The sequence below is a fragment of the Amycolatopsis sp. CA-161197 genome (genome assembly GCF_050942255.1).
Lineage (GTDB): Bacteria > Actinomycetota > Actinomycetes > Mycobacteriales > Pseudonocardiaceae > Amycolatopsis.
The window spans coordinates 478,749-496,176 of sequence record NZ_CP192059.1; the positions used below are offsets into that span (position 1 = coordinate 478,749).

The following is a 17,428-nucleotide window of genomic DNA, read 5'->3' on the forward strand; positions in this document are numbered from 1 at the left end:
TCGGGCCATGTCGATCGTGCTGAGCGCCCCGGCCGTCGCTGAGCTGCCCGAGGTCGTGGACGCGCTGCGCGGGTGGCAGCGCGACCGCGCCCCGTGGCAGCTCCACCCGGGTGACGTGGGCTGGTTCTGGCGCGCCGGCGCTGCGCGGACGGCCGAGGCCCTGCGCACCTGGCGCCGCGCCGGGCGGCTCGTCGCCGTCGGTCTTCAGGACGGCCCCACACTGCTGCGCCTCACCACGTCGCCCGACACCCGTCGCGACGACGGCCTGGCCCAGCGGCTCTTCGCCGACGTCACCTCGCCTCATCGGGGCGTCCTCCCCGCGGGCCGCGTCAACCTGGAGGTCCCCGCCGACGCCCTGCTCCACGGCCTGCTCGCCGACGCCGGCTGGCCGCTCGACGAGCCGTGGACCCCGCTTCGCCGCGACCTTTCGGCCCCGATGGAGGCGCCCGGTGTGCGCTTCGAGATCGTCGGCCCGTCGCAAGCGACCGCGCGCGCCGCCGTCCAACGTGCCGCCTTCACCGCGTCGACGTTCACCACCGACGCCTGGCACACGATGGCCGCGGGCGCCCCCTACGCCGACGCCCGTTGTCTCCTCGCCGCCGACCCCCACGGGACCCCGGTCGCCGCCATCACGGTCTGGTCGGCCGGCCCCGGTCGCCCCGGCCTCATCGAACCCCTCGGCGTCCACCGCGACCACCGCCACCAGGGCTACGGTCGCGCGATCACCGTCGCCGCGGCCGCCACCCTCCGGTCGCTGGGGTCGTCGAGCGCCCTCGTCTACACGCTGAGCTCCAACACGGGCGCGGTGGCCACCTACCGGTCCGCGGGCTTCGAGGCCCTGCCCGAAATCCACGACCGCTACCGCCCCGCCTAGCTCGGCGACGTCTCGCTCACCTCACCCGCGGGCAGATCGACCATCCTCCGCAACGGCGACAAGACGAGCGGCACCGCGGCCAGCAGCATCCCGCCGCCCGCCACCCACAGCATCGGCCGCAACCCGATCCCGGTCGCGAGCACGCCCGCGAGCAGGCTGCCGACCGGCGCGGCGCCCCAGTAGAGGAAGTTCATCGTCGCGTTCATGCGGCCGAGCAGGTGATCCGGGCACAGCGTCTGCTGGAAGCTCACCTGCACGACGATCACGATGATCACGCACGTGCTCGTGAACAGCCCCGCCACCACGTACCACGCCAGCTGCCACCCGGGCCCGGTCAGCGGGACCAGCAGGTACGCCAGCCCCTCCACCACGACGACCGTCACCAGCAACCGCGCCGCGCCGACCTTCCTGCTCAGCCGCCTGGCCAGCACCGACCCCAGCAACGCCCCCACCAGGCCGAGGCTCCCCAGCAGCCCCACCGCTCCGGCGGACAGCCCGATCACCCGCACCAGGAACAGCGTCGAAATCGCCAGGTACGCGCTCGAGAACAACGCCGACACCATGTTGTTCAACGCGATCGCCCGCAACACGGGATGGCGCAGCACCAGCCGCAGCCCCTCCCGGATCTGCTCCCGCAACGCCGCTTCCCGCAGTCCGGGCGCGACGCCCTCTCGCACCCGCACCGTCCTCAACCACGCCGCCGACCACAGATAGCTCACCGCGTCCACCAAAACGGCCACCGGCGCCGCCAGCCACTGCACGAGCAGCCCACCCAACCCGGGCCCCACCAGCGCCGCCGCGGACGTGCTGAACTTCAGCTTCGCGTTCCCCTCGATCAAATCCGCTTTCGCCACCAGCCTCGGCAGAAACCACTGGTGCGCCACATCGAAAAACACCGTCAACACCCCGGCGACGAAAACCGCCGCGTACACCTGCCAGATCGTCAACGCCCCGAACACCGCGGCCACCGGAATCGACCCCAGCGCCACCGCCCGCCCCAAATCCGCACCCACCAGCACCGGCCGATTCCGCACCCGGTCACACCACGCCCCCGCCTGCAGTCCGATGAGTAAGTACGCCAACGTCTGCAGCGTCCGCAGCACCGAAACCTCGAACGTCGTGGCGTGCAGCGTGATCACGACCAGCAGCGAGATCGCGGTGCCACTCACCCTTGTGCCGACTTGGCTGATCGCGTCGGCCAGCCAAAAATGCCGGAAATCGCGATGTCGGAACAGCCCACCCATTTTCTGTTTCGCCACGCTCGACACGCAATGATCTTACCGCACCGAGCATTTTCACTGCCAGGCTTGACAATCAGCGGTTCTGCCTGGCTGGGTTGATTATGCGGCGGTTATCGTCGGAAACAATGGTTCGCGCCCTTCTTGGTTTCCTCTGACGTAGAGACGAGCACTGCATTCTTCCGAAAACGCACCCCATCCCGGCCGACGGTTGAACCGTCGATGATCGTTGCGAAGTGAGCACGAGGGCACTAGCGAGCCGTCTGACGTCGGAAGACCCCTGCTGCCGAGGCTGACCTGTCCGAAGCAGGCCGATTACTCGACTACCGTGAACGCTGGGTTTCGCGCGGACAGCACCTTCCAGCAGATGGCCACGAAAGTTGACACGAGGAGCCATGGGGACCAGTCCTAATGTCGACAAGTCGCTCACTGTCGAGCAGATCGAAAACAGTCACTGGGGCAACCCGCCGGCCGATGCAACCCGGCTGGTCGAAACCGTCTACGAGCTGCGGCAGAAGCCAATCGGTGCCATGGACACCGAAGACCTTCGCGTGCTGCTGCTTCAGCAGGAAAGCGTTGACGTCCTGATGCCCCTTGCCCTGTCCCGCCTCGACCAGCGCCCACTCTCCGAAGGCGACTTCTACCGTGGCGACCTGCTCGTGGCTGTCCTGAAGATCCCACAGCCGTACTGGCAGCAGCACCCCGACCAACATCGTCGTGCGTCGGCCGTGATCGGAGCAGTCGAAGCCTTGGGCAACCTTGACGACCACGACGCACCACACGACACCATCTGGCACCAGATCGACGAGTTCCGTCGCGCCGAAAGCGACCCACGAGACACTCGGACAGAACACGCCACGAAGGCAGGTCGTTCGACTCAATCAGAGCTCTGACCTGCGGAAAGTGGTGGGCCGCCAGGGGCTCGAACCCTGGACCCGAAGATTAAAAGTCTCCTGCTCTACCAACTGAGCTAGCGGCCCGCGGGGTCAGTTTAGCGGGCGGTCGCCGTCTCACCAGCAGGGTGGGCCTTGATCCTCGTCACCTTGTGGGTGGGGTGGGGGATCCACAGTGGACAGGGGCTCACCGGGCCCGGTCGTAGACCATGGCCATCTCGCCGAGGGCGCCGGTTTCCTGCAGGGAGAGCTGCCACTTGGTGGCGGGCAGGCCGTCGTCGAAGAGGCGTTGGCCGGCGCCGGCGATTTCGGGGGTGAGCATGAGGTAGAGGCGGTCCAGGAGGTCGGCTTGGAGGAGGGCCTTGATCACGGTGGTGCTGTTGTTGACCAGGATGTCGCCCTCGCCGCTGGCCTTCAGGTCGGTGATGACGTCGGCGGCGGGGGCGTTGGCGATGCGCGCGTGGGGCCATGGGGCCTCGGTGAGCGTAGTCGACAGGATGACCTTTTCCGTGTCCACCAGCCACTTCGCGTAGCCGCGGTCGCGGGGGTCGGCGTCCTCGTTGTCGATGACGGTCGGCCAGAAGCCCAGGAAGCCTTCGGCGTTCACGCGGCCGAGGACGGCCGTGGTGGCGCCCTCGTGGAGGCGGGCGAGGTGGTTGCGGGCGACCTCCGTCATGGAGTACGGGACGATCGCGGCGAGGTCGCCGGGGCCGCCCGCGCCGTTGTAGCGGCCGTCGAGGGTGATGCTGATGTTGGCGGAAACCGTGCGGGTCATTTCTGTGCTCCCAGGGTGTCGGTCTTGATGGTGTCCATGAGGTTGTCGAGGACCTGGCCCCAGCCGGTCGCGATGCCGGCGATGTGCGGCGCCGCCTCGACGGTCGTGTCGGTGATGCGCAGCCCGAGCCGCAGGTGGGTGCCTTCGGCGACTTCGTCGAGCTCCAGCTCGTACTCGGTCGTGAACGACGCGTCGCCCAGCACGGCCAGGTCGAACACGAGCCGCTCGTTCTCGGTGGCTTCCCGCACCTGGCCCTCGGACCGGTAGCTGGCCTCGGCGTCGCGGAACTCCGCCACGGCCGCGCCACACGGCACCGGGTCGAGCACGACCTCGACCACCGAGAACGCCGGCGGCGCCCACCAGCCGGCCAGCTTCGCCGGCTCCACCCAGTACCGCCACACCACGTCCGGCGGCGCGGGCACCAGGCGCTCGAACGAGAACTCCCGCCCGTCCGCCCACTTGTCCCGATCCGCGGCCGCCGTCTCGGCCTCGACGGCCGCCCGGTACCGCTCGAGCACGTCTCGCTCGCCGGCGTGCGCCTCGACCTTGCCGAGGATGACCTCCAGCCGATCCGTGAACGCCCTCAGCGGCACGGCGTCGACCGCGTACACCCGCCTCTGCCCGAGCGGCGTCACGGACACCAGACCGACCTTCGCGAGTGCCTGCAGGTGCTTCGTCGTCTGCGGCTGACGCAGCCCCGTGAGCTCCGCAAGCTCCCCCACGGACCTCGGCCGCCCCGCCAGCAACTCGACGATGCGCCACCGCGCCCCGTCACCCAAAGCTGCTGCGATCTCGTTCATGCGGAGAAGTATTCCTCGACCGGAATATTCTTGTCAAGGAATATACGCAAACAGAACGCTGACCTGCGGGTTCACCAAGAAAAATCAGCCGGCAGAAGTCCGCGGAGCCCGAAGACTCAGCCTTCCGACCCCTTCACCCGAGCCGCCTCCCGGCGCACCTCAGCCTGCGTGGCGCGTTCCCGCTCCAGCCACTCCGGCTCCGCGGCCTTGATCTCGTCGATCTGGGCCGTCGTCAGCGGCTCGGTGAGGCCCGCGCGCGAAAGGCCGCCGATGGAGATGCCCAGCTTCGCCGCCACCACGGGGCGCGGGTGGGGGCCGTTGCGGCGCAGGTCGCGGAGCCATTCGGGCGGGTCGGTCTGCAGGGCGTTGAGCTCGTCGCGCGACACGGCGCCCTCCTGGAACGACGAGGGGGTCGCCTCCAGGTACACGCCGAGCTTCTTCGCGGCGGTGGCGGGCTTCATCGTCTGGGGGGTCTTGCGCGAGGTCATGGGGCCCAGGGTAACCACCGTCGGTAACCTGGCCTGCGTGACCGGCCCGGACGCACCGCCCTCGTTCACGCTCGGCTACGTCCCGGGCGTGACGCCCGGCAAGTGGGTCCGCACCTGGCAGGAGCGCCTGCCGAAGGTGCCGCTGATCCTCAACACGATCGACCCACCCGAAGCGACCCAGAAGATCCACGATCGAGAAGTCGACGCCGCGCTCCTGCGCCTGCCCATCGACCGCACCGGGCTGCACGCGATCCCGCTCTACATCGAGACCACCGTGGTCGTCGTGCCGAAGGACCACGTCGTCGCGGCCGCCGACGAGGTCACGGTCGCGGACCTCGGCGACGAGCTCTTCCTCCACCCCCACGACGACACCCTCGACTGGCCCCACCCGCCCGGCAAGCTCGCCGAGCACCGGCCCGAGACCACGGCCGACGCGATCGAGCTCGTCGCCGCCGGCGTCGGGCTGCTCGTGGTGCCCCAGTCGCTCGCCCGGCTGCACCACCGCCGCGACCTCACCTACCGGCCTCTCGTCGACGTCCCGGAATCCCAGGTCGCGTTGTCCTGGCTCGAAGACGAGACCACGGACCTGATGGAACAGTTCATCGGCATCGTCCGCGGCCGCACCGTCAACAGCACCCGCGGAAAAGCGCCGGAACCCAAACAACCCAAGGCCAAAGCCAAAACCAAGAACCCCAAGAAACCCCAACAGCCTCCCAAGCGCGGCAAACCCCGCCGCCGCGGCTGACCCCGCCTCGGCCATTCGGCCGCACCTCACCCGCGAACCCCAGCCGAACGGCCGGCCCGGCCCGGCCGTTCAGATGATCAACAAAAACGCCGTTCCCAGCAAGCTCGGACTCCGGATCAAGCACACCGGAGCACGAGGTGACTGGGGACATGCTGCAAGACCAACCCGCCAAGCGAAAACTGCTCTTCGCTGCCGCCGCAGCGGTGATCGTCGGGGGAGTGCTCGCCGTCGTCGGCAGCTTCGGCCCCGTCGACCTGCAGGTCTACCGCTTCGGCGCCGACGCGGTCCTCCACGGCGGGGACCTCTACGGACAGCTCCCCGCCACCACCGCCGGCACGCCGCTGCCCTTCATCTACCCACCGTTCGCGGCCGTCGTCTTCACGGTCATGACGCTCCCGCCGCTCGCCGTCTCGGCAGTGCTGATGGACCTCGTCTCCGTCGTCGCCCTCTGGGTCACGCTCTACGCGACCGTCCGCCGCGTGAAACCGAGCCTCAACGCCGTGCTCCCGGCCACCGCGCTCACCGTCGCCGCGCTGGCCTTCGAGCCCGTCCGTTCCACGCTCTCCTTCGGGCAGATCAACCTCGTCCTGATGGCCCTCGTCGCCGTCGACATCCTCATGCCCCACCCGCGCCGGCCCCGCGGCATCGGCGTCGGCATCGCGGCCGCCATCAAGGTCACCCCCGCGGGTTTCCTCCTGTTCTTCTTGCTCACCAAGGACTTCCGCTCCGCCCGCAATGCCCTGATCGCCGGCGCCGCGGCCACCGCCCTCGGTTTCCTGGTCGCCCCGGCCGCCTCCGCGAAGTACTTCTTCCACGGCGGCATCACCGGCGCGGCCGGCCTCAGCGGCTCGCCCTACGCCACCAACCAGACCATCGAAGGCGCGCTCCACCGCCTCAACCTGCCGCCGCTGGCGTACGACGTGCTCTGGCTCGGCATCTCCGCTTTCGTCATCGCGGCCGCCGTGGCCGTGATGCGCCGCGTCGACCCGCCGCTCGCCTTCGTCGTCAACGCGACGGCCGTCCTCGTCCTCTCGCCGATTTCCTGGTCCCACCACTGGGTCTGGGTCGCCCCGGCGCTGATCATCCTGGCCACCCGCGTCCGCACCACCCGCCAAGGCGCGGCCCTCGCCGCCGGCGCGCTCGTGTTCATCGCCGCGCCTCACGCCTTCCTGCCCAACAGCGACATGCGCGAACTCGCTTGGACACCCTGGCAGCACGTCGTCGGCGACTCCTACCTCCTGCTCGCCCTCGGCTTCCTCACCTGGCTGCTGGTCGTCACGCAACCGGCCGCGGTCCGCCTCGAAGAACCGGCGCAAACCGCCACCGGACGCTTTTCCCCACTCACCGAACAGAATTCATAATCGCGACCACCGAAACAGAACAATTTCTCTCCCCGTCGAGTGACCGCGCCAAACAATCGGTCACCCCGCCGCGAGCCCGCCAGGGCTGAGTCGGTGAACGCACTGCTCTGTTCGGGGGAATTGCCACGCACAACGCCCGGGCCGCGCGAAAGGTCCCGCGGTGCGCCGTGATCACACGCAGCGTCACATCGGGAAACGCGAAGAGTGGCGACAGGCCGGAAATCCCTCGTCAAACCACTGCCGTGAGGCCCTATTAGCACCTCGCCAGGGCACTGGTGCTCGCAGCCTGGATGTGATGGCGCTAATATCCGGGTCCCGTCATCCAGGCATGGGGGAGCGGCGCCACCGGCGGGAAGCGAAAACCGCGCTTTTGCCGAAAGCCGTGAACCAGCGAAGAGCCCGAACAACGAGCCAGAACGACGAACCGGAACAGCAAGCAACACCACCAACCCGGCGCACGGCCTGCCACCAACCGGACGCGAGGACTTGAAGCCATGTCGGAACAACTGCCCGCCCGCCACGCGCAGCAGCGCGGGCGCGCCGTCCCGGCCGCGGTCGCGGTCCCGGTGACGGCGGTCGTCGCCGGTGCGCTGTGGGCGTGGGTGACGCTGGAGGTGCCCGAGCAGAACCGGGTGCTCGTCGCGGTCGTCGCGGCCGTCACCTGGGTCGCCCTCGTCGTCGCCGTCTACCTCGCCACGCGCGGGTCGTCGGCGCTCACCGAGATCGAGGAGCGCGCCCGCCACGCCGAGCACCGGGCCGAGGTCGAGGCCCGGCACACGACGGCCGTGAACCTCGAGCTCTCCATGATGGTCGACCAGATCCTGCCGGCCGTCGCCAACCGCCTGCGCGACGGCACGAGCGCCGCCGACGTCTACAACTCCACGCAGCTGCCGGAAGACCCGTTCCAGAACCGGATCATGCGCCTGTTCATCGACGAGGTCGCCCAGGGCGAACGCCGCCGCGCCGCCGCCACGGCCGCGTGCGCGAACGCCGCCGGCCGCGTGCAGGCGCTGTCCACCAGCATCCTCGCCGACCTGCGCGAGATGGAGAACCACTGCCCCGAGGACATGCTCGGTGAGGTCCTCAAGGTCGACCACAGCACCGCCCAGGCCGGCCGCCTCGCCGACTCCATCGCGGTGCTCACGGGCGCGCGCTCGGGCCGCCGCTGGGCGAAGCCGATCCGCATGGAGAGCATCCTGCGCGGCGCCATGGGCCGCATCGGCGCGTACACGCGAGTCCGCATCCACTCCACCAGCGGCAGCGCCATCGCCGGGTACGCCGCCGAGGACGTGATGCACGCGCTGGCCGAGCTGATGGACAACGCCACCAAGTTCTCCGCCCCCTCCGAAGAGGTCCACGTCTACGTCGAGGACCTCCACAACGGCGCCGTGATCACCATCGAGGACGGCGGCCTCGGCATGAAGCCGCAGGCGCTCATGCGAGCCGAGCTCGCCGTGGCGCAGAACGAAAAGCTCGACCTCACCACGATCTCCGGCACGCGCCTCGGCCTCGCCGTCGTCGGCCAGCTCGCCCGCAAGCACCAGCTGCACGTGTTCTTCCGCCCGTCCTCGCGCGGCGGCACGGGCGTGGTCCTGCGCATCCCCAACCACCTGATCACGCAGCCGCGCACCGACCCGTTCTCGGACCCGGTCCTGGACACGCAGTCGCGCCGCGAAGCGGTGGTCAGCGCCGTGCGCGTCGAGGAACGCGAGTCCACGCGCGGCACGCTGGAGCCCGCGCTCAGCGAGTCGGGCGGCCTGCCGAAGCGCCCACGCGGGCAGACGCTCGCGGCGTCGCGCCAGCTGGCGCCGAGCCCCGGCCCGCGGCCGACCAACCGCAGCCACGGCGACAGCGGCGCCCGGTTCGGCGCGTTCCAGCAGAGCCGCACCCGCAGGGTCGCCACCAGTCCGGCCGAGTCGCAGGCGGACGCCGATGACAACGACTGAGCCCCTGCCGCACCGGAACCCCCAGATTGGAGTGAGGGGGCGCGCGTTTTCCGCCCCCGGATCCTCGATGACCCAGAACACGAACCTCGAATGGCTCCTGGAGAACCTCGTCGGCAACACGCCGGGAGCCGTCCACGCGCTGGTGCTGTCGAAGGACGGCCTCAAGCTCTGCCACACCGCCGGCCTCAGCGTCGACAAGGCCGACCAGCTGGCCGCGATCGCCGCGGGCGTGCAGGCGCTCTCACACGGCGCATCGGCCGAGTTCGGTGACGGCAGCGGCGGCATCCGCAACTCGATGACCGAGTTCCACGGCGGCATCCTGTTCATCGTCGAGGCCGGCATCGGCGCGCACCTCGCGGTGATCGCCGCCGAAGACGCCGACGTCGGCCTGATCGGCCACAACATGGACGAGCTGGTCGAGCAGATCGGCGCGTTCCTGACCGCCGCTCCGCGCTACGCGCAGGCCGGTCCGACGGCATGATCCGCCGCGCTGTCGAGGAAGAGGACCCCGACCGCCTCTACACGCTCACCGGCGGGCGCAGCCGCACCGACGACATCGAGCTCGACCTCGTCACGATCATCGTCGCCGAGTCGGCGCCGTCGGCCGGGATGCAGTCCGAGCACGTGCGGATCCTGCGGATCACCCTGCACCCGACGTCGGTCGTCGAGCTCTCCTCGGAGCTCTCGCTGCCGGTGAGCGTCGTGAAGATCCTGGTCACGGATCTGCTCGACAGCGGCAAGGTCTCGGCCCGCCACCCCTCGTCGGCGCTGCAGCGCGCGTCCATCCCCGACTCCGAATTCCTCAAGAAGGTGCTCGTTGGACTCCGCAATCTCTGAACGCACCCCTCGCGCCCCGCTGGCCGCCACCGCCGCCGACGGGCTGAAGATCGTGATCGTCGGGGGCTTCGGCGTCGGCAAGACCACGATGGTCCGGTCGGTCAGCGAGATCCGGCCGCTGAGCACCGAGGAGACGATGACGCAGGCCGGTGTCGGCATCGACCAGGGCCTGCAGGGCAAGACCACGACCACGGTCGCGTTCGACTTCGGCCGCATCAGCCTCGACGAGCGCATGGTGCTGTACTTGTTCGGCGCGCCCGGCCAGGAGCGCTTCTGGTTCCTGTGGGACCGGCTGTTCTCCGGCACGCTCGGCGCGGTGGTCCTCGTGGACACCCGCCGCCTGGCCGACTCGTGGTACGCGATCGACCGGCTGGAGCACCACGGCACGCCGTTCATCGTGGCGCGCAACAACTTCGAGCCGCCGGCCCACGATCTCGACCAGGTCCGCGACGCGCTGGACCTCTCGCCCGACGTGCCCCTGATCGACTGCGACGCGCGCCGCCGCGACTCGTCCAAGCAGGTGCTGATCTCGCTCGTCGACCACCTCTACTCGTTGTCCACCGCCCGGGAGAACCAGCCGTGACCGAACACCGGCCTGAAGTGTCCACAGAGGACTTCATCAAGCTCTACGGCGCGCAGTTCCAGGAAGATCCGGCCACCCTGTACGGGCGGATCCGCCAGGAGTACGGCGGTGTCGCCCCGGTGCTGCTCGACGGCGACGTCCCCGCGTGGCTGGTCTGCGGCTACCGCGAGGTGCACCAGGTCACCAGCGACTCCCAGCTGTTCGCCCGCGACACGCGCCGCTGGAACCAATGGGAGAACGTGCCGGCCGACTGGCCGCTGCTGCCCTACGTGGCGCACAACCCGTCGGTGATGTTCACCGAGGCGCTGGAGCACCGACGCCGCGCCGGCGCGATCGGCGACGCACTGTCCGCAGTGGACCAGTTCGACCTGCGCGCGCACTGCGAGCAGATCGCCGACCGGTTGATCGACACGTTCGCCGGCGCCGGCGAGGCCGATCTCATCAGGCAGTTCGCGATGCAGATCCCCTTGCTGGCCATCGCGAAGATGTACGGCATGCCCGAGGCCGAGACCCCGGCGCTGGTGCGCGACGTCGCGATCTCCCTCGACGTCGGCCCCGACGCGATCCCGGCGTACGGCCGCGTGCAGGAGGCGATGGGCCGGCTGCTGGCGCTCAAGCACCGGCAGCCCGGCCACGACGTTCCTTCGCACATGGCCCAAAACCCCGCGGGGCTCACCGACGCCGAGATCGTGCAGGACCTGCTGGTGGTCACGGCCGCCGCGCAGCAGCCGACGGCCAACTGGATCGGCAACACCATCCGGCTGATGCTCACCGACGACCGCTTCGCGATGACGCTCTCGGGCGGGCGCGGCAGTGTCGGCGAGGCCCTCAACGAGGTCCTCTGGCACGACACGCCCACCCAGAACTTCATCGGCCGCTTCGCCACGCGCGACACGCAGCTCGGCGGCCGCCGCATCCGCACCGGCGACCTGCTCGTGCTCGGCCTCGCCGCCGCGAACGCCGACCCGCACGTGCGCCCCGACCTCGCCGGCGGCGCCGTCGGGAACCACGCGCACATGTCGTTCGGCCACGGCGAACACGGCTGCCCGCACCCCGCACCGGAGGTCGCGGAGGTCATCGCCCGCACGACCGTCGAGGTGCTGCTCGACCGGCTGCCCGACCTGTCGCTGTCGGTTCCGGACGAGTCGCTGAAGTGGCAGCGGTCGATGTGGATGCGCGGGCTGGAGTCGCTGCCCGTCACGTTCACGCCGACGTACGTCGCGAGCCACGTCGCCAGCTGGGGCTGATCAGTTGGGCGTGAACCGCACCGGCAACGCCGACGGCCCGCGCGTGAACACCCCCGCTTCGTGGGTGTCCGCGTTGTCGGCGAGCCGCACGTTCGGCATCGCGTCGAGCAGCTGCGCCACGCCGACCTCGATCTCCGTCTTCGCCAGCAGCGCGCCGACGCAGAAGTGCCGGCCCAGCGCGAACGACAGGTGGTTCGCGGCCGCGGAGAACGCGGTCTCCGTCGGAAGGTCCGTGCGGAAGATGTCGAACTCGTTCGGGTTCCCGAACCGTCGCGGGTCGCGGTTGGCCGCGCCGATCAGGCAGGTCACGGTGCTGCCGGCCGGTACGCGCTCGCCCGAGATCTCGATGTCCTCGGCGGGCTGGCGCATGATCATGTGCACTGGCGGCGTGTAGCGCAGCGTTTCCGCGAACGCCTTCGGGATCAGTCCGTGGTCGGCTTGCACGGCCGCGAGCTGCTCCGGATTTTCCAGCAGGTTCTTGAACACGCTGGCGATCGCCTTGTCGGTGGTCTCCCCGCCGGCGGCGAGCAGCAGGCTGCAGAACGCCTTGATGTCCTCGTCGCTCATCCGCGTGCCGTCGACCTCGGCCGAGCAGAGCGTGGAAAGCAGGTCGTCGCCGAGGTTTTCGCGGCGGGCCCGGATGATCGGGATCAGGTACTCCGCCAACTCCTCGCGCGTGCGCACGCCGGCCGCGGCCACGTCGGGGTCCTGGCTGAGGTTGCCGAGGAAGCCGATGATCGCGGTGTACCAGTGCTGGAACCGCTCGTGGTCGCTCTGGTCCAGACCAAGCATGTCCACGATCACGTTGATCGGGAAGTGACGCGCGTAGTCCTGCACCAGATCGGCTTCGCCGCGGCCGCGGAAGCCGTCGATGAGCTGACGGGAGTTCCGCTCGATCACGGGCCGGAACTTCTGCTCCAGCTCGTTGCCGCGGAACGCCGGCACCACCAGCGCCCGCCGGATCGAGTGCTCGCGCCCGCTCATCTGCAGGATCGTGCGCCCGTGCGCGGGCTCCAGCTGCCAGCTGTAGTTGTCCGTGGTGAACACCGGCTCCCGAAACGCCCTGGCGACGTCGTCGTAGCGGGAAACGATGTAGCTCTGCATACCTTCATGCCAGACGATGGGCTCGTCTTCCAACATGATGTCGTACGCGGAATACGGGTCGGCTGCGAATTCGGCGGAAAGGATGTCCGGCGCGTGACGTGCCGTGGTCATGGAGCTCCCTCGCTCTGGCGGTGGAACATCCACGTTATCGACGGACGTTGCGTGTGCGGGGAAAATTCAGGCCATTGGAGCAGACCACTGCTCCAGGTGGATTACCGGCCGAACACTGTCCGGTGTCGGCGCGTAGTGATCGGGGACCGCGCGTCACTCACTAGAGTTTTTCCGGTCATCGGGATTACCGAACCGGGAATTACCGGACCGGACGCCTTCAGCCCCTCGGCGCGATCGAATCCCACGTGCTCAGCAGCTGATCGGCGTCCATCACCGCGCCGAAGTACTTGTCGATGTTCATCAGCGCGGCGTCGTGCTCGGCTTGGGTGAAAGCCGCGCAGCAGTCGCCCATGAACGCGATGTGGTAATCGAGCATGTAACCGTGCCGCGCGGTCGATTCCACGCAGACGTTCGTGCTCACGCCGGCCATCACCAGCGTCTCGGCCCGCAGCGTGCGCAGCACCGAATCCAGCCGCGTGTTCACGAATCCGCTGTACCGGTGCTTCAGCACCACGGTTTCCCCTGGCAGCGGCGCCACCTCGAACGGCTCCGCGCCCCACGTCCCCGCCCGGCAGACCACACCCGAACGGCCGCCGGACCGCGCGGTCAACGCCGCCGAGTCGGTCGCCTTCTCGTGCGCCGTCTGCACGAACACGACCGGCACCCCGTGCGCTCGCGCCCCGGCCAGCAGCGCCTGCAGCCGGGGGACCATCTCCTTGGCCGCGCTCACGTCCTCACCACGCCGGGCACACGCGCCGTCGGGGTGGCAGTAGTCGTTCTGCACGTCCACCACCACGACGGCCGCCTTGGCGGGGTTCAGCTTTTCCTCGTCGAATCGCACAGTCGCCACCTCGGTCGAGCCACTTCGGGAGCCGCTTCGGGAGTCGGGAACCTACCGGCCGGACCACACCCCCACCAGGAGGGTTTCCACTGGCTGAAAATCAACCGGCCGGGGCCAGCTCCGCCAGCGCTTCCCGCAGCTTCCCCGTCACCTCGACGGGCCGCCGAGACTCCCGGTCCACGAACACGTGCACGAACTGCCCCTCCGCCACCAGCACCTCGGCGGCGGTGTACATCCCGATCTCGTACCGCACGCTCGACCGCCCGAGGTGCGCCACCCGCAGCCCGACCCGCAACGACCCCGGGAACGACACCGAAGCGTGGTACTGGCACCGCGACTCCACGCACAGCCCGATCACCTCGCCGGCTTCGATGTCCAGCCCACCGCGGTCGATCAGCCACGTGTTGATGACCGTGTCCATCAACGAGTAGTGCACCACGTTGTTCACGTGGCCGTAGACGTCGTTGTCCTTCCACCGCAAGGGAACCGTCTGCCAGAACGGGTAACTCACCACAGCTGCACCGAGGATCGCAGAATCCCGGCCAGGTCGGCCTCGGAAGCCTCCCGCGGCGCCGTCGCCAGCAACCGCTGCTGCTTCAGCGTCCCGGAGACCAGCGAGTCCACATCGGACTCGGCATACCCGACCGCACCGATGCCGGCGGGAATCCCGATCTCCCGCATGAGGTTCACCAGCACCGCCGGCAGGTGGTCCTCGAAGTCCCCGGCCCACTCGAAGTCCGGCGCCAGCAACCGCGCCACCCGCAGGTGGCGCTCCGGCGCGGCGGAGAACGTGAACCGGAACGCCTCGGGCGCCGTCAGCGACACCGCCATCCCGTGCGGCACCATCGCCTCGTCGCCCGGGTAGCCGTCCGGGTGGAACTCCCGCACCTGCCCCGCGATCGGGTACGCGTTGGCGTGTGGGATGTGCACCCCGGCGTTGCCGAACCCCAGCCCCGCGAAGGTGGCCGCCAGGGCCATCGCCTCACGCGCCTCCAGGTCCGAACCGTCGCGCACCGCCCGGGGCAACGCCCACGACAGCAACGACAACGACTTCTCCGCGAACATGTCCGCCAACGGGTTCGACCCGCAGTACGGCACCCGCTGCTCGGGCTTCTTCCGGTCGAACGACGTATACGGCTTCGCCGTGTAGCTCTCCGCCGCGTGACAGAGGATGTCCATCCCGGACGCGGCGGTCACCCCGGCCGGCTGCGTCACCGTCAGCCGCGGGTCCACGACCGCCAGCGTCGGCCGCAGCCGCAGGTGGCTGATGCCGCTCTTCACCCGCAGTGACAACACATCGAGCACACACACCGTCGTGCTCTCCGACCCGGTCCCCGTCGTGGTCGGCACCGCCACGAGCGGCTTCAACGGGTTCGACGGCGCCCGCCCGCCGCCCACCGGCGCGTTGACGTAGTCCATCAGCGAGCCCTCGTTGGACGTCAGCAGGTTCGCCGCCTTCGCCGTGTCGATGCTCGACCCGCCACCCACGGCGACGAACGCGTCGTACGGCCCGCTCCCGCGCGCGAAGTCCACGGCCTTCTGCATGCTCACGTCCGTCGGCTCCACGTGGACGCCGTCGAAGATCTCCGTCGCGATCCCGTACGACTCGATCCCCGAGGCGATCCGCGTCGGCCACCCCGTCTCGGCGACGGTCGGATCCGTGACCACGAGTACCCGGCGAACGCCGTACTGCGTGAGGTCGTAACCGATCTCGTCGCTGGATCCCGTGCCGTACTTCAACGCGGGGGCGCCATACGTGAAAACGGTTTCATGCTCGGGGGACGTCAAGGCCGTGGTCCTCGCTTCCTGCCAGCGGGCGGTCAAAGCGGACATTCGTCCCATTTTCGCAGTCATTACCCGAAGATCACTTGACTGCGGTGAACCGTGCCGCCCTAAGCTCTCCTCATTAGATACCAATTGGGAGCGACCGTCGCCCAGACGGCCGTGCGCATCCTGACCGAGGCCCAGGTCCGCCGGGTGTACGCGGTCGTCGGCGAAGCGTTCCTGGAGCTGCTCGACGCGTTGCAGCGCGAACGCGAAGTGACACTCGTCTCCGCGCGCCACGATTCGGGCGCCGCGTTCATGGCCGAAGCCGAGGGCAAGCTCACCGAACGGCCCGCCGTGCTGCTCGCGAGCCGCGGCCCGGGTGCCGCGAACCTCGCCATCGGGGTGCAGACGGCATACCAGGACGAGACGCCGATGGTCGTCCTCCTCGAGACGCCGGCGCTCGACCGCACGATCACCGGCGAGCTGCCGACGTCCGACCTCACGGCGATGTTCGAGTCCATCGCGAAGTGGTGCGTGCGCGCCGAAGACCCCGACGCGGTGCCGGGCTTGCTCGCCGAAGCGCTCACGCGCTGTCGCGAAGGTCGTCCGGGACCGGTCGTGCTCGGCGTGCCCAGCGACGCGTGGGGAGTGCCGTACGACTCGGCCAAGCCGGTGGCCAAGGTGCGCCCGCCGGTCACGGGCACGCTGGGCCGTTCGGCCGAAGCCGTCGCCGGGCTCGTCGACGAGGCCCGCTACCCGGTGGTCATCGTCGGCGGCCGCGCGCGTTCGGCGCGCGACGAGCTGATCGCCGTCGCCGACGAGCTCGCCCTGCCTGTCTACAACGCCTTCCGCCGCCAGGACGCCTTCCCCGAGACGCACGCGCGTTACGCCGGCCACCTCGGCCTCGGCATCCCCGCGCGTCAACTCGACGCCCTCGAACGCGCCGACCTCGTGCTCGCCCTCGGCACCCAGCTCGACGAGGTGACCACCCAGGGTTACCGCTACCCGACGGCCCAGCAGACGCTCGTGCTGGTCGGCACCGGTATCGACGAGCAGCGTCGCCGCGGCCTCACCTTCCGCGTCGACTCCGAGGTCGAGCCGTTCCTGCGTGAGCTGCGCACGATCGCGACGCCGCGCGCGCGTCGGGCATCGGCGGCCAACGCCGCCGTGCACACCTTCATGACCCCGCCCGACACGAGCGGCAACACGCGCGTGCACCCCGTCGACGTGATCCGCGCCCTGCGCAAGCTCGCGCCCGAGGACACGATCGTCACGAGTGACGCGGGCAACTTCGCGCAGTTCATGCACCGCTACTGGTGCTTCACCGCACCGCGCAGCCAGCTCGGCCCGAGCAACGCGGCCATGGGCTACGCCGTGCCCGCTGCCATCGCGGCCAAGCTCGCCGAACCGCGCCGCGCCGTCGTCGCGATGGTCGGCGACGCCGGCACCCTCATGACGGGCCAGGAGATCGAGACCGCCGTCCGCTACCGCGCGCCGGTGATGGTGGTCGTGTTTCAGAACGGCGTCCACGGGGCATTGGCCATGCACCAGGCCCGTGCACACGGGCGGCTCTCCGGCGTCACGATTCCGCTCACGGACTTCGCGTCGTGGGCGCGCGGGCTCGGCGCTGCCGGGTACACGGTGGACGATCGCGAAGAGCTCGAAGCGATCGTCGCGAGTGCGTTGGTGCGCCAGCGTCCGTGTGTGATCGATGTGAGGACGGACCCGGACGTCGTAACGCCGGACGTCCGCCTGAGCACTTTGCTGAGCGCGGTTCGCCCGCAATCGCCCGGGCAGTGATTTTCCTCCGGCGCGCAA

Annotated in this window: 18 protein-coding genes and 1 tRNA gene; 10 read left to right on the forward strand and 9 right to left on the reverse strand. The window is 69.6% G+C overall.

Annotated features, from left to right (window positions below; translation table 11 throughout):
• Positions 1 to 7: 7 nt before the first annotated feature.
• A complete protein-coding gene (locus tag ACQPXB_RS02355; protein ID WP_432849270.1) occupies positions 8 to 874 on the forward strand; it encodes a GNAT family N-acetyltransferase in 867 nt (288 codons plus the stop codon).
• Here ACQPXB_RS02355 and ACQPXB_RS02360 read toward each other — a convergent pair.
• Positions 871 to 2,118, reverse strand: a complete 1,248-nt coding sequence (locus ACQPXB_RS02360; protein ID WP_432857239.1) for an MFS transporter — start codon at positions 2,116 to 2,118, stop codon at positions 871 to 873. The genes ACQPXB_RS02355 and ACQPXB_RS02360 overlap by 4 nt on opposite strands.
• 389 nt (positions 2,119 to 2,507) lie before the next feature.
• Here ACQPXB_RS02360 and ACQPXB_RS02365 point away from each other — a divergent pair, with 389 nt between their 5' ends.
• Complete coding sequence (locus ACQPXB_RS02365; protein ID WP_432849271.1) at positions 2,508 to 3,005, forward strand: contact-dependent growth inhibition system immunity protein; 498 nt, start codon at positions 2,508 to 2,510, stop codon at positions 3,003 to 3,005.
• Between the two features lie 11 nt (positions 3,006 to 3,016).
• Here ACQPXB_RS02365 and ACQPXB_RS02370 read toward each other — a convergent pair.
• The 4 genes from ACQPXB_RS02370 to ACQPXB_RS02385 all read right to left on the reverse strand — a co-directional run bounded on the left by ACQPXB_RS02370 (position 3,017) and on the right by ACQPXB_RS02385 (position 5,068).
• A tRNA-Lys gene (locus ACQPXB_RS02370) sits at positions 3,017 to 3,092 on the reverse strand.
• A gap of 100 nt (positions 3,093 to 3,192) precedes the next feature.
• Complete coding sequence (locus ACQPXB_RS02375; RefSeq protein ID WP_432849272.1) at positions 3,193 to 3,780, reverse strand: dihydrofolate reductase family protein; 588 nt, start codon at positions 3,778 to 3,780, stop codon at positions 3,193 to 3,195.
• On the reverse strand, positions 3,777 to 4,580 hold the full coding sequence (locus tag ACQPXB_RS02380) for a metalloregulator ArsR/SmtB family transcription factor (protein WP_432849273.1): 804 nt from the start codon (positions 4,578 to 4,580) through the stop codon (positions 3,777 to 3,779). Before ACQPXB_RS02380 ends, ACQPXB_RS02375 begins: the two co-directional genes overlap by 4 nt.
• 116 nt (positions 4,581 to 4,696) lie before the next feature.
• Positions 4,697 to 5,068, reverse strand: a complete 372-nt coding sequence (locus ACQPXB_RS02385; RefSeq protein ID WP_366577595.1) for a DUF5997 family protein — start codon at positions 5,066 to 5,068, stop codon at positions 4,697 to 4,699.
• A 37-nt stretch (positions 5,069 to 5,105) separates the two neighbouring features.
• On the opposite strand from ACQPXB_RS02385, the gene ACQPXB_RS02390 reads away from it, so the two are divergent.
• From ACQPXB_RS02390 to ACQPXB_RS02420, 7 genes are all read left to right on the forward strand, one after another.
• On the forward strand, positions 5,106 to 5,813 hold the full coding sequence (locus ACQPXB_RS02390; protein ID WP_432849274.1) for a LysR substrate-binding domain-containing protein: 708 nt from the start codon (positions 5,106 to 5,108) through the stop codon (positions 5,811 to 5,813).
• Positions 5,814 to 5,962: 149 nt separating this feature from the next.
• Positions 5,963 to 7,174, forward strand: coding sequence for a glycosyltransferase 87 family protein (locus ACQPXB_RS02395; RefSeq protein ID WP_432849275.1), 1,212 nt, complete (start codon positions 5,963 to 5,965; stop codon positions 7,172 to 7,174).
• Between the two features lie 494 nt (positions 7,175 to 7,668).
• Positions 7,669 to 9,120 (forward strand): ATP-binding protein, encoded by a 1,452-nt coding sequence (locus ACQPXB_RS02400; RefSeq protein ID WP_432849276.1) that lies wholly within the window; start codon positions 7,669 to 7,671, stop codon positions 9,118 to 9,120.
• A gap of 67 nt (positions 9,121 to 9,187) precedes the next feature.
• Positions 9,188 to 9,601 carry a roadblock/LC7 domain-containing protein gene (locus tag ACQPXB_RS02405; protein ID WP_366577603.1) on the forward strand — a complete coding sequence of 138 codons (414 nt, stop codon included), beginning with the start codon at positions 9,188 to 9,190 and terminating at the stop codon, positions 9,599 to 9,601.
• Positions 9,598 to 9,957, forward strand: a complete 360-nt coding sequence (locus tag ACQPXB_RS02410) for a DUF742 domain-containing protein (protein WP_386946024.1) — start codon at positions 9,598 to 9,600, stop codon at positions 9,955 to 9,957. The genes ACQPXB_RS02405 and ACQPXB_RS02410 overlap by 4 nt, the downstream gene beginning before the upstream one ends.
• Positions 9,958 to 10,009: 52 nt before the next feature.
• Complete coding sequence (locus tag ACQPXB_RS02415; RefSeq protein ID WP_366577912.1) at positions 10,010 to 10,540, forward strand: GTP-binding protein; 531 nt, start codon at positions 10,010 to 10,012, stop codon at positions 10,538 to 10,540.
• Positions 10,537 to 11,787: a cytochrome P450 gene (locus ACQPXB_RS02420; protein ID WP_366577607.1), complete on the forward strand. Its 1,251-nt coding sequence runs from the start codon at positions 10,537 to 10,539 to the stop codon at positions 11,785 to 11,787. Before ACQPXB_RS02415 ends, ACQPXB_RS02420 begins: the two co-directional genes overlap by 4 nt.
• On the opposite strand, the gene ACQPXB_RS02425 is transcribed toward ACQPXB_RS02420, so the two are convergent.
• The 4 genes from ACQPXB_RS02425 to ACQPXB_RS02440 form a co-directional block, all read right to left on the reverse strand.
• Positions 11,788 to 13,002, reverse strand: coding sequence for a cytochrome P450 (locus tag ACQPXB_RS02425; RefSeq protein ID WP_432849277.1), 1,215 nt, complete (start codon positions 13,000 to 13,002; stop codon positions 11,788 to 11,790).
• 217 nt (positions 13,003 to 13,219) lie between these two features.
• Positions 13,220 to 13,843 carry a cysteine hydrolase family protein gene (locus ACQPXB_RS02430; RefSeq protein WP_366577611.1) on the reverse strand — a complete coding sequence of 208 codons (624 nt, stop codon included), beginning with the start codon at positions 13,841 to 13,843 and terminating at the stop codon, positions 13,220 to 13,222.
• 100 nt (positions 13,844 to 13,943) lie between these two features.
• Positions 13,944 to 14,357 carry an acyl-CoA thioesterase gene (locus tag ACQPXB_RS02435; protein WP_366577613.1) on the reverse strand — a complete coding sequence of 138 codons (414 nt, stop codon included), beginning with the start codon at positions 14,355 to 14,357 and terminating at the stop codon, positions 13,944 to 13,946.
• Complete coding sequence (locus ACQPXB_RS02440) at positions 14,351 to 15,631, reverse strand: hydroxyacid-oxoacid transhydrogenase (RefSeq protein ID WP_366577914.1); 1,281 nt, start codon at positions 15,629 to 15,631, stop codon at positions 14,351 to 14,353. The genes ACQPXB_RS02435 and ACQPXB_RS02440 overlap by 7 nt, the downstream gene beginning before the upstream one ends.
• A 129-nt stretch (positions 15,632 to 15,760) precedes the next feature.
• On the opposite strand from ACQPXB_RS02440, the gene ACQPXB_RS02445 reads away from it, so the two are divergent.
• Entirely contained in the window at positions 15,761 to 17,410 is a 1,650-nt protein-coding gene (locus ACQPXB_RS02445) for a thiamine pyrophosphate-binding protein (RefSeq protein ID WP_432849278.1), read from the forward strand.
• Positions 17,411 to 17,428 lie beyond the last annotated feature (18 nt).

Coding starts and splice junctions, on each gene's coding strand:
- ACQPXB_RS02405 (WP_366577603.1), top strand. CDS start 9,188: ATGACCCAGAACACGAACCTCGAATGGCTCCTGGAGAACCTCGTCGGC.
- ACQPXB_RS02380 (WP_432849273.1), bottom strand. CDS start 4,580: ATGAACGAGATCGCAGCAGCTTTGGGTGACGGGGCGCGGTGGCGCATC.
- ACQPXB_RS02395 (WP_432849275.1), top strand. CDS start 5,963: ATGCTGCAAGACCAACCCGCCAAGCGAAAACTGCTCTTCGCTGCCGCC.
- ACQPXB_RS02360 (WP_432857239.1), bottom strand. CDS start 2,118: ATGGGTGGGCTGTTCCGACATCGCGATTTCCGGCATTTTTGGCTGGCC.
- ACQPXB_RS02355 (WP_432849270.1), top strand. CDS start 8: ATGTCGATCGTGCTGAGCGCCCCGGCCGTCGCTGAGCTGCCCGAGGTC.
- ACQPXB_RS02375 (WP_432849272.1), bottom strand. CDS start 3,780: ATGACCCGCACGGTTTCCGCCAACATCAGCATCACCCTCGACGGCCGC.
- ACQPXB_RS02385 (WP_366577595.1), bottom strand. CDS start 5,068: ATGACCTCGCGCAAGACCCCCCAGACGATGAAGCCCGCCACCGCCGCG.
- ACQPXB_RS02365 (WP_432849271.1), top strand. CDS start 2,508: ATGGGGACCAGTCCTAATGTCGACAAGTCGCTCACTGTCGAGCAGATC.
- ACQPXB_RS02410 (WP_386946024.1), top strand. CDS start 9,598: ATGATCCGCCGCGCTGTCGAGGAAGAGGACCCCGACCGCCTCTACACG.
- ACQPXB_RS02400 (WP_432849276.1), top strand. CDS start 7,669: ATGTCGGAACAACTGCCCGCCCGCCACGCGCAGCAGCGCGGGCGCGCC.
- ACQPXB_RS02425 (WP_432849277.1), bottom strand. CDS start 13,002: ATGACCACGGCACGTCACGCGCCGGACATCCTTTCCGCCGAATTCGCA.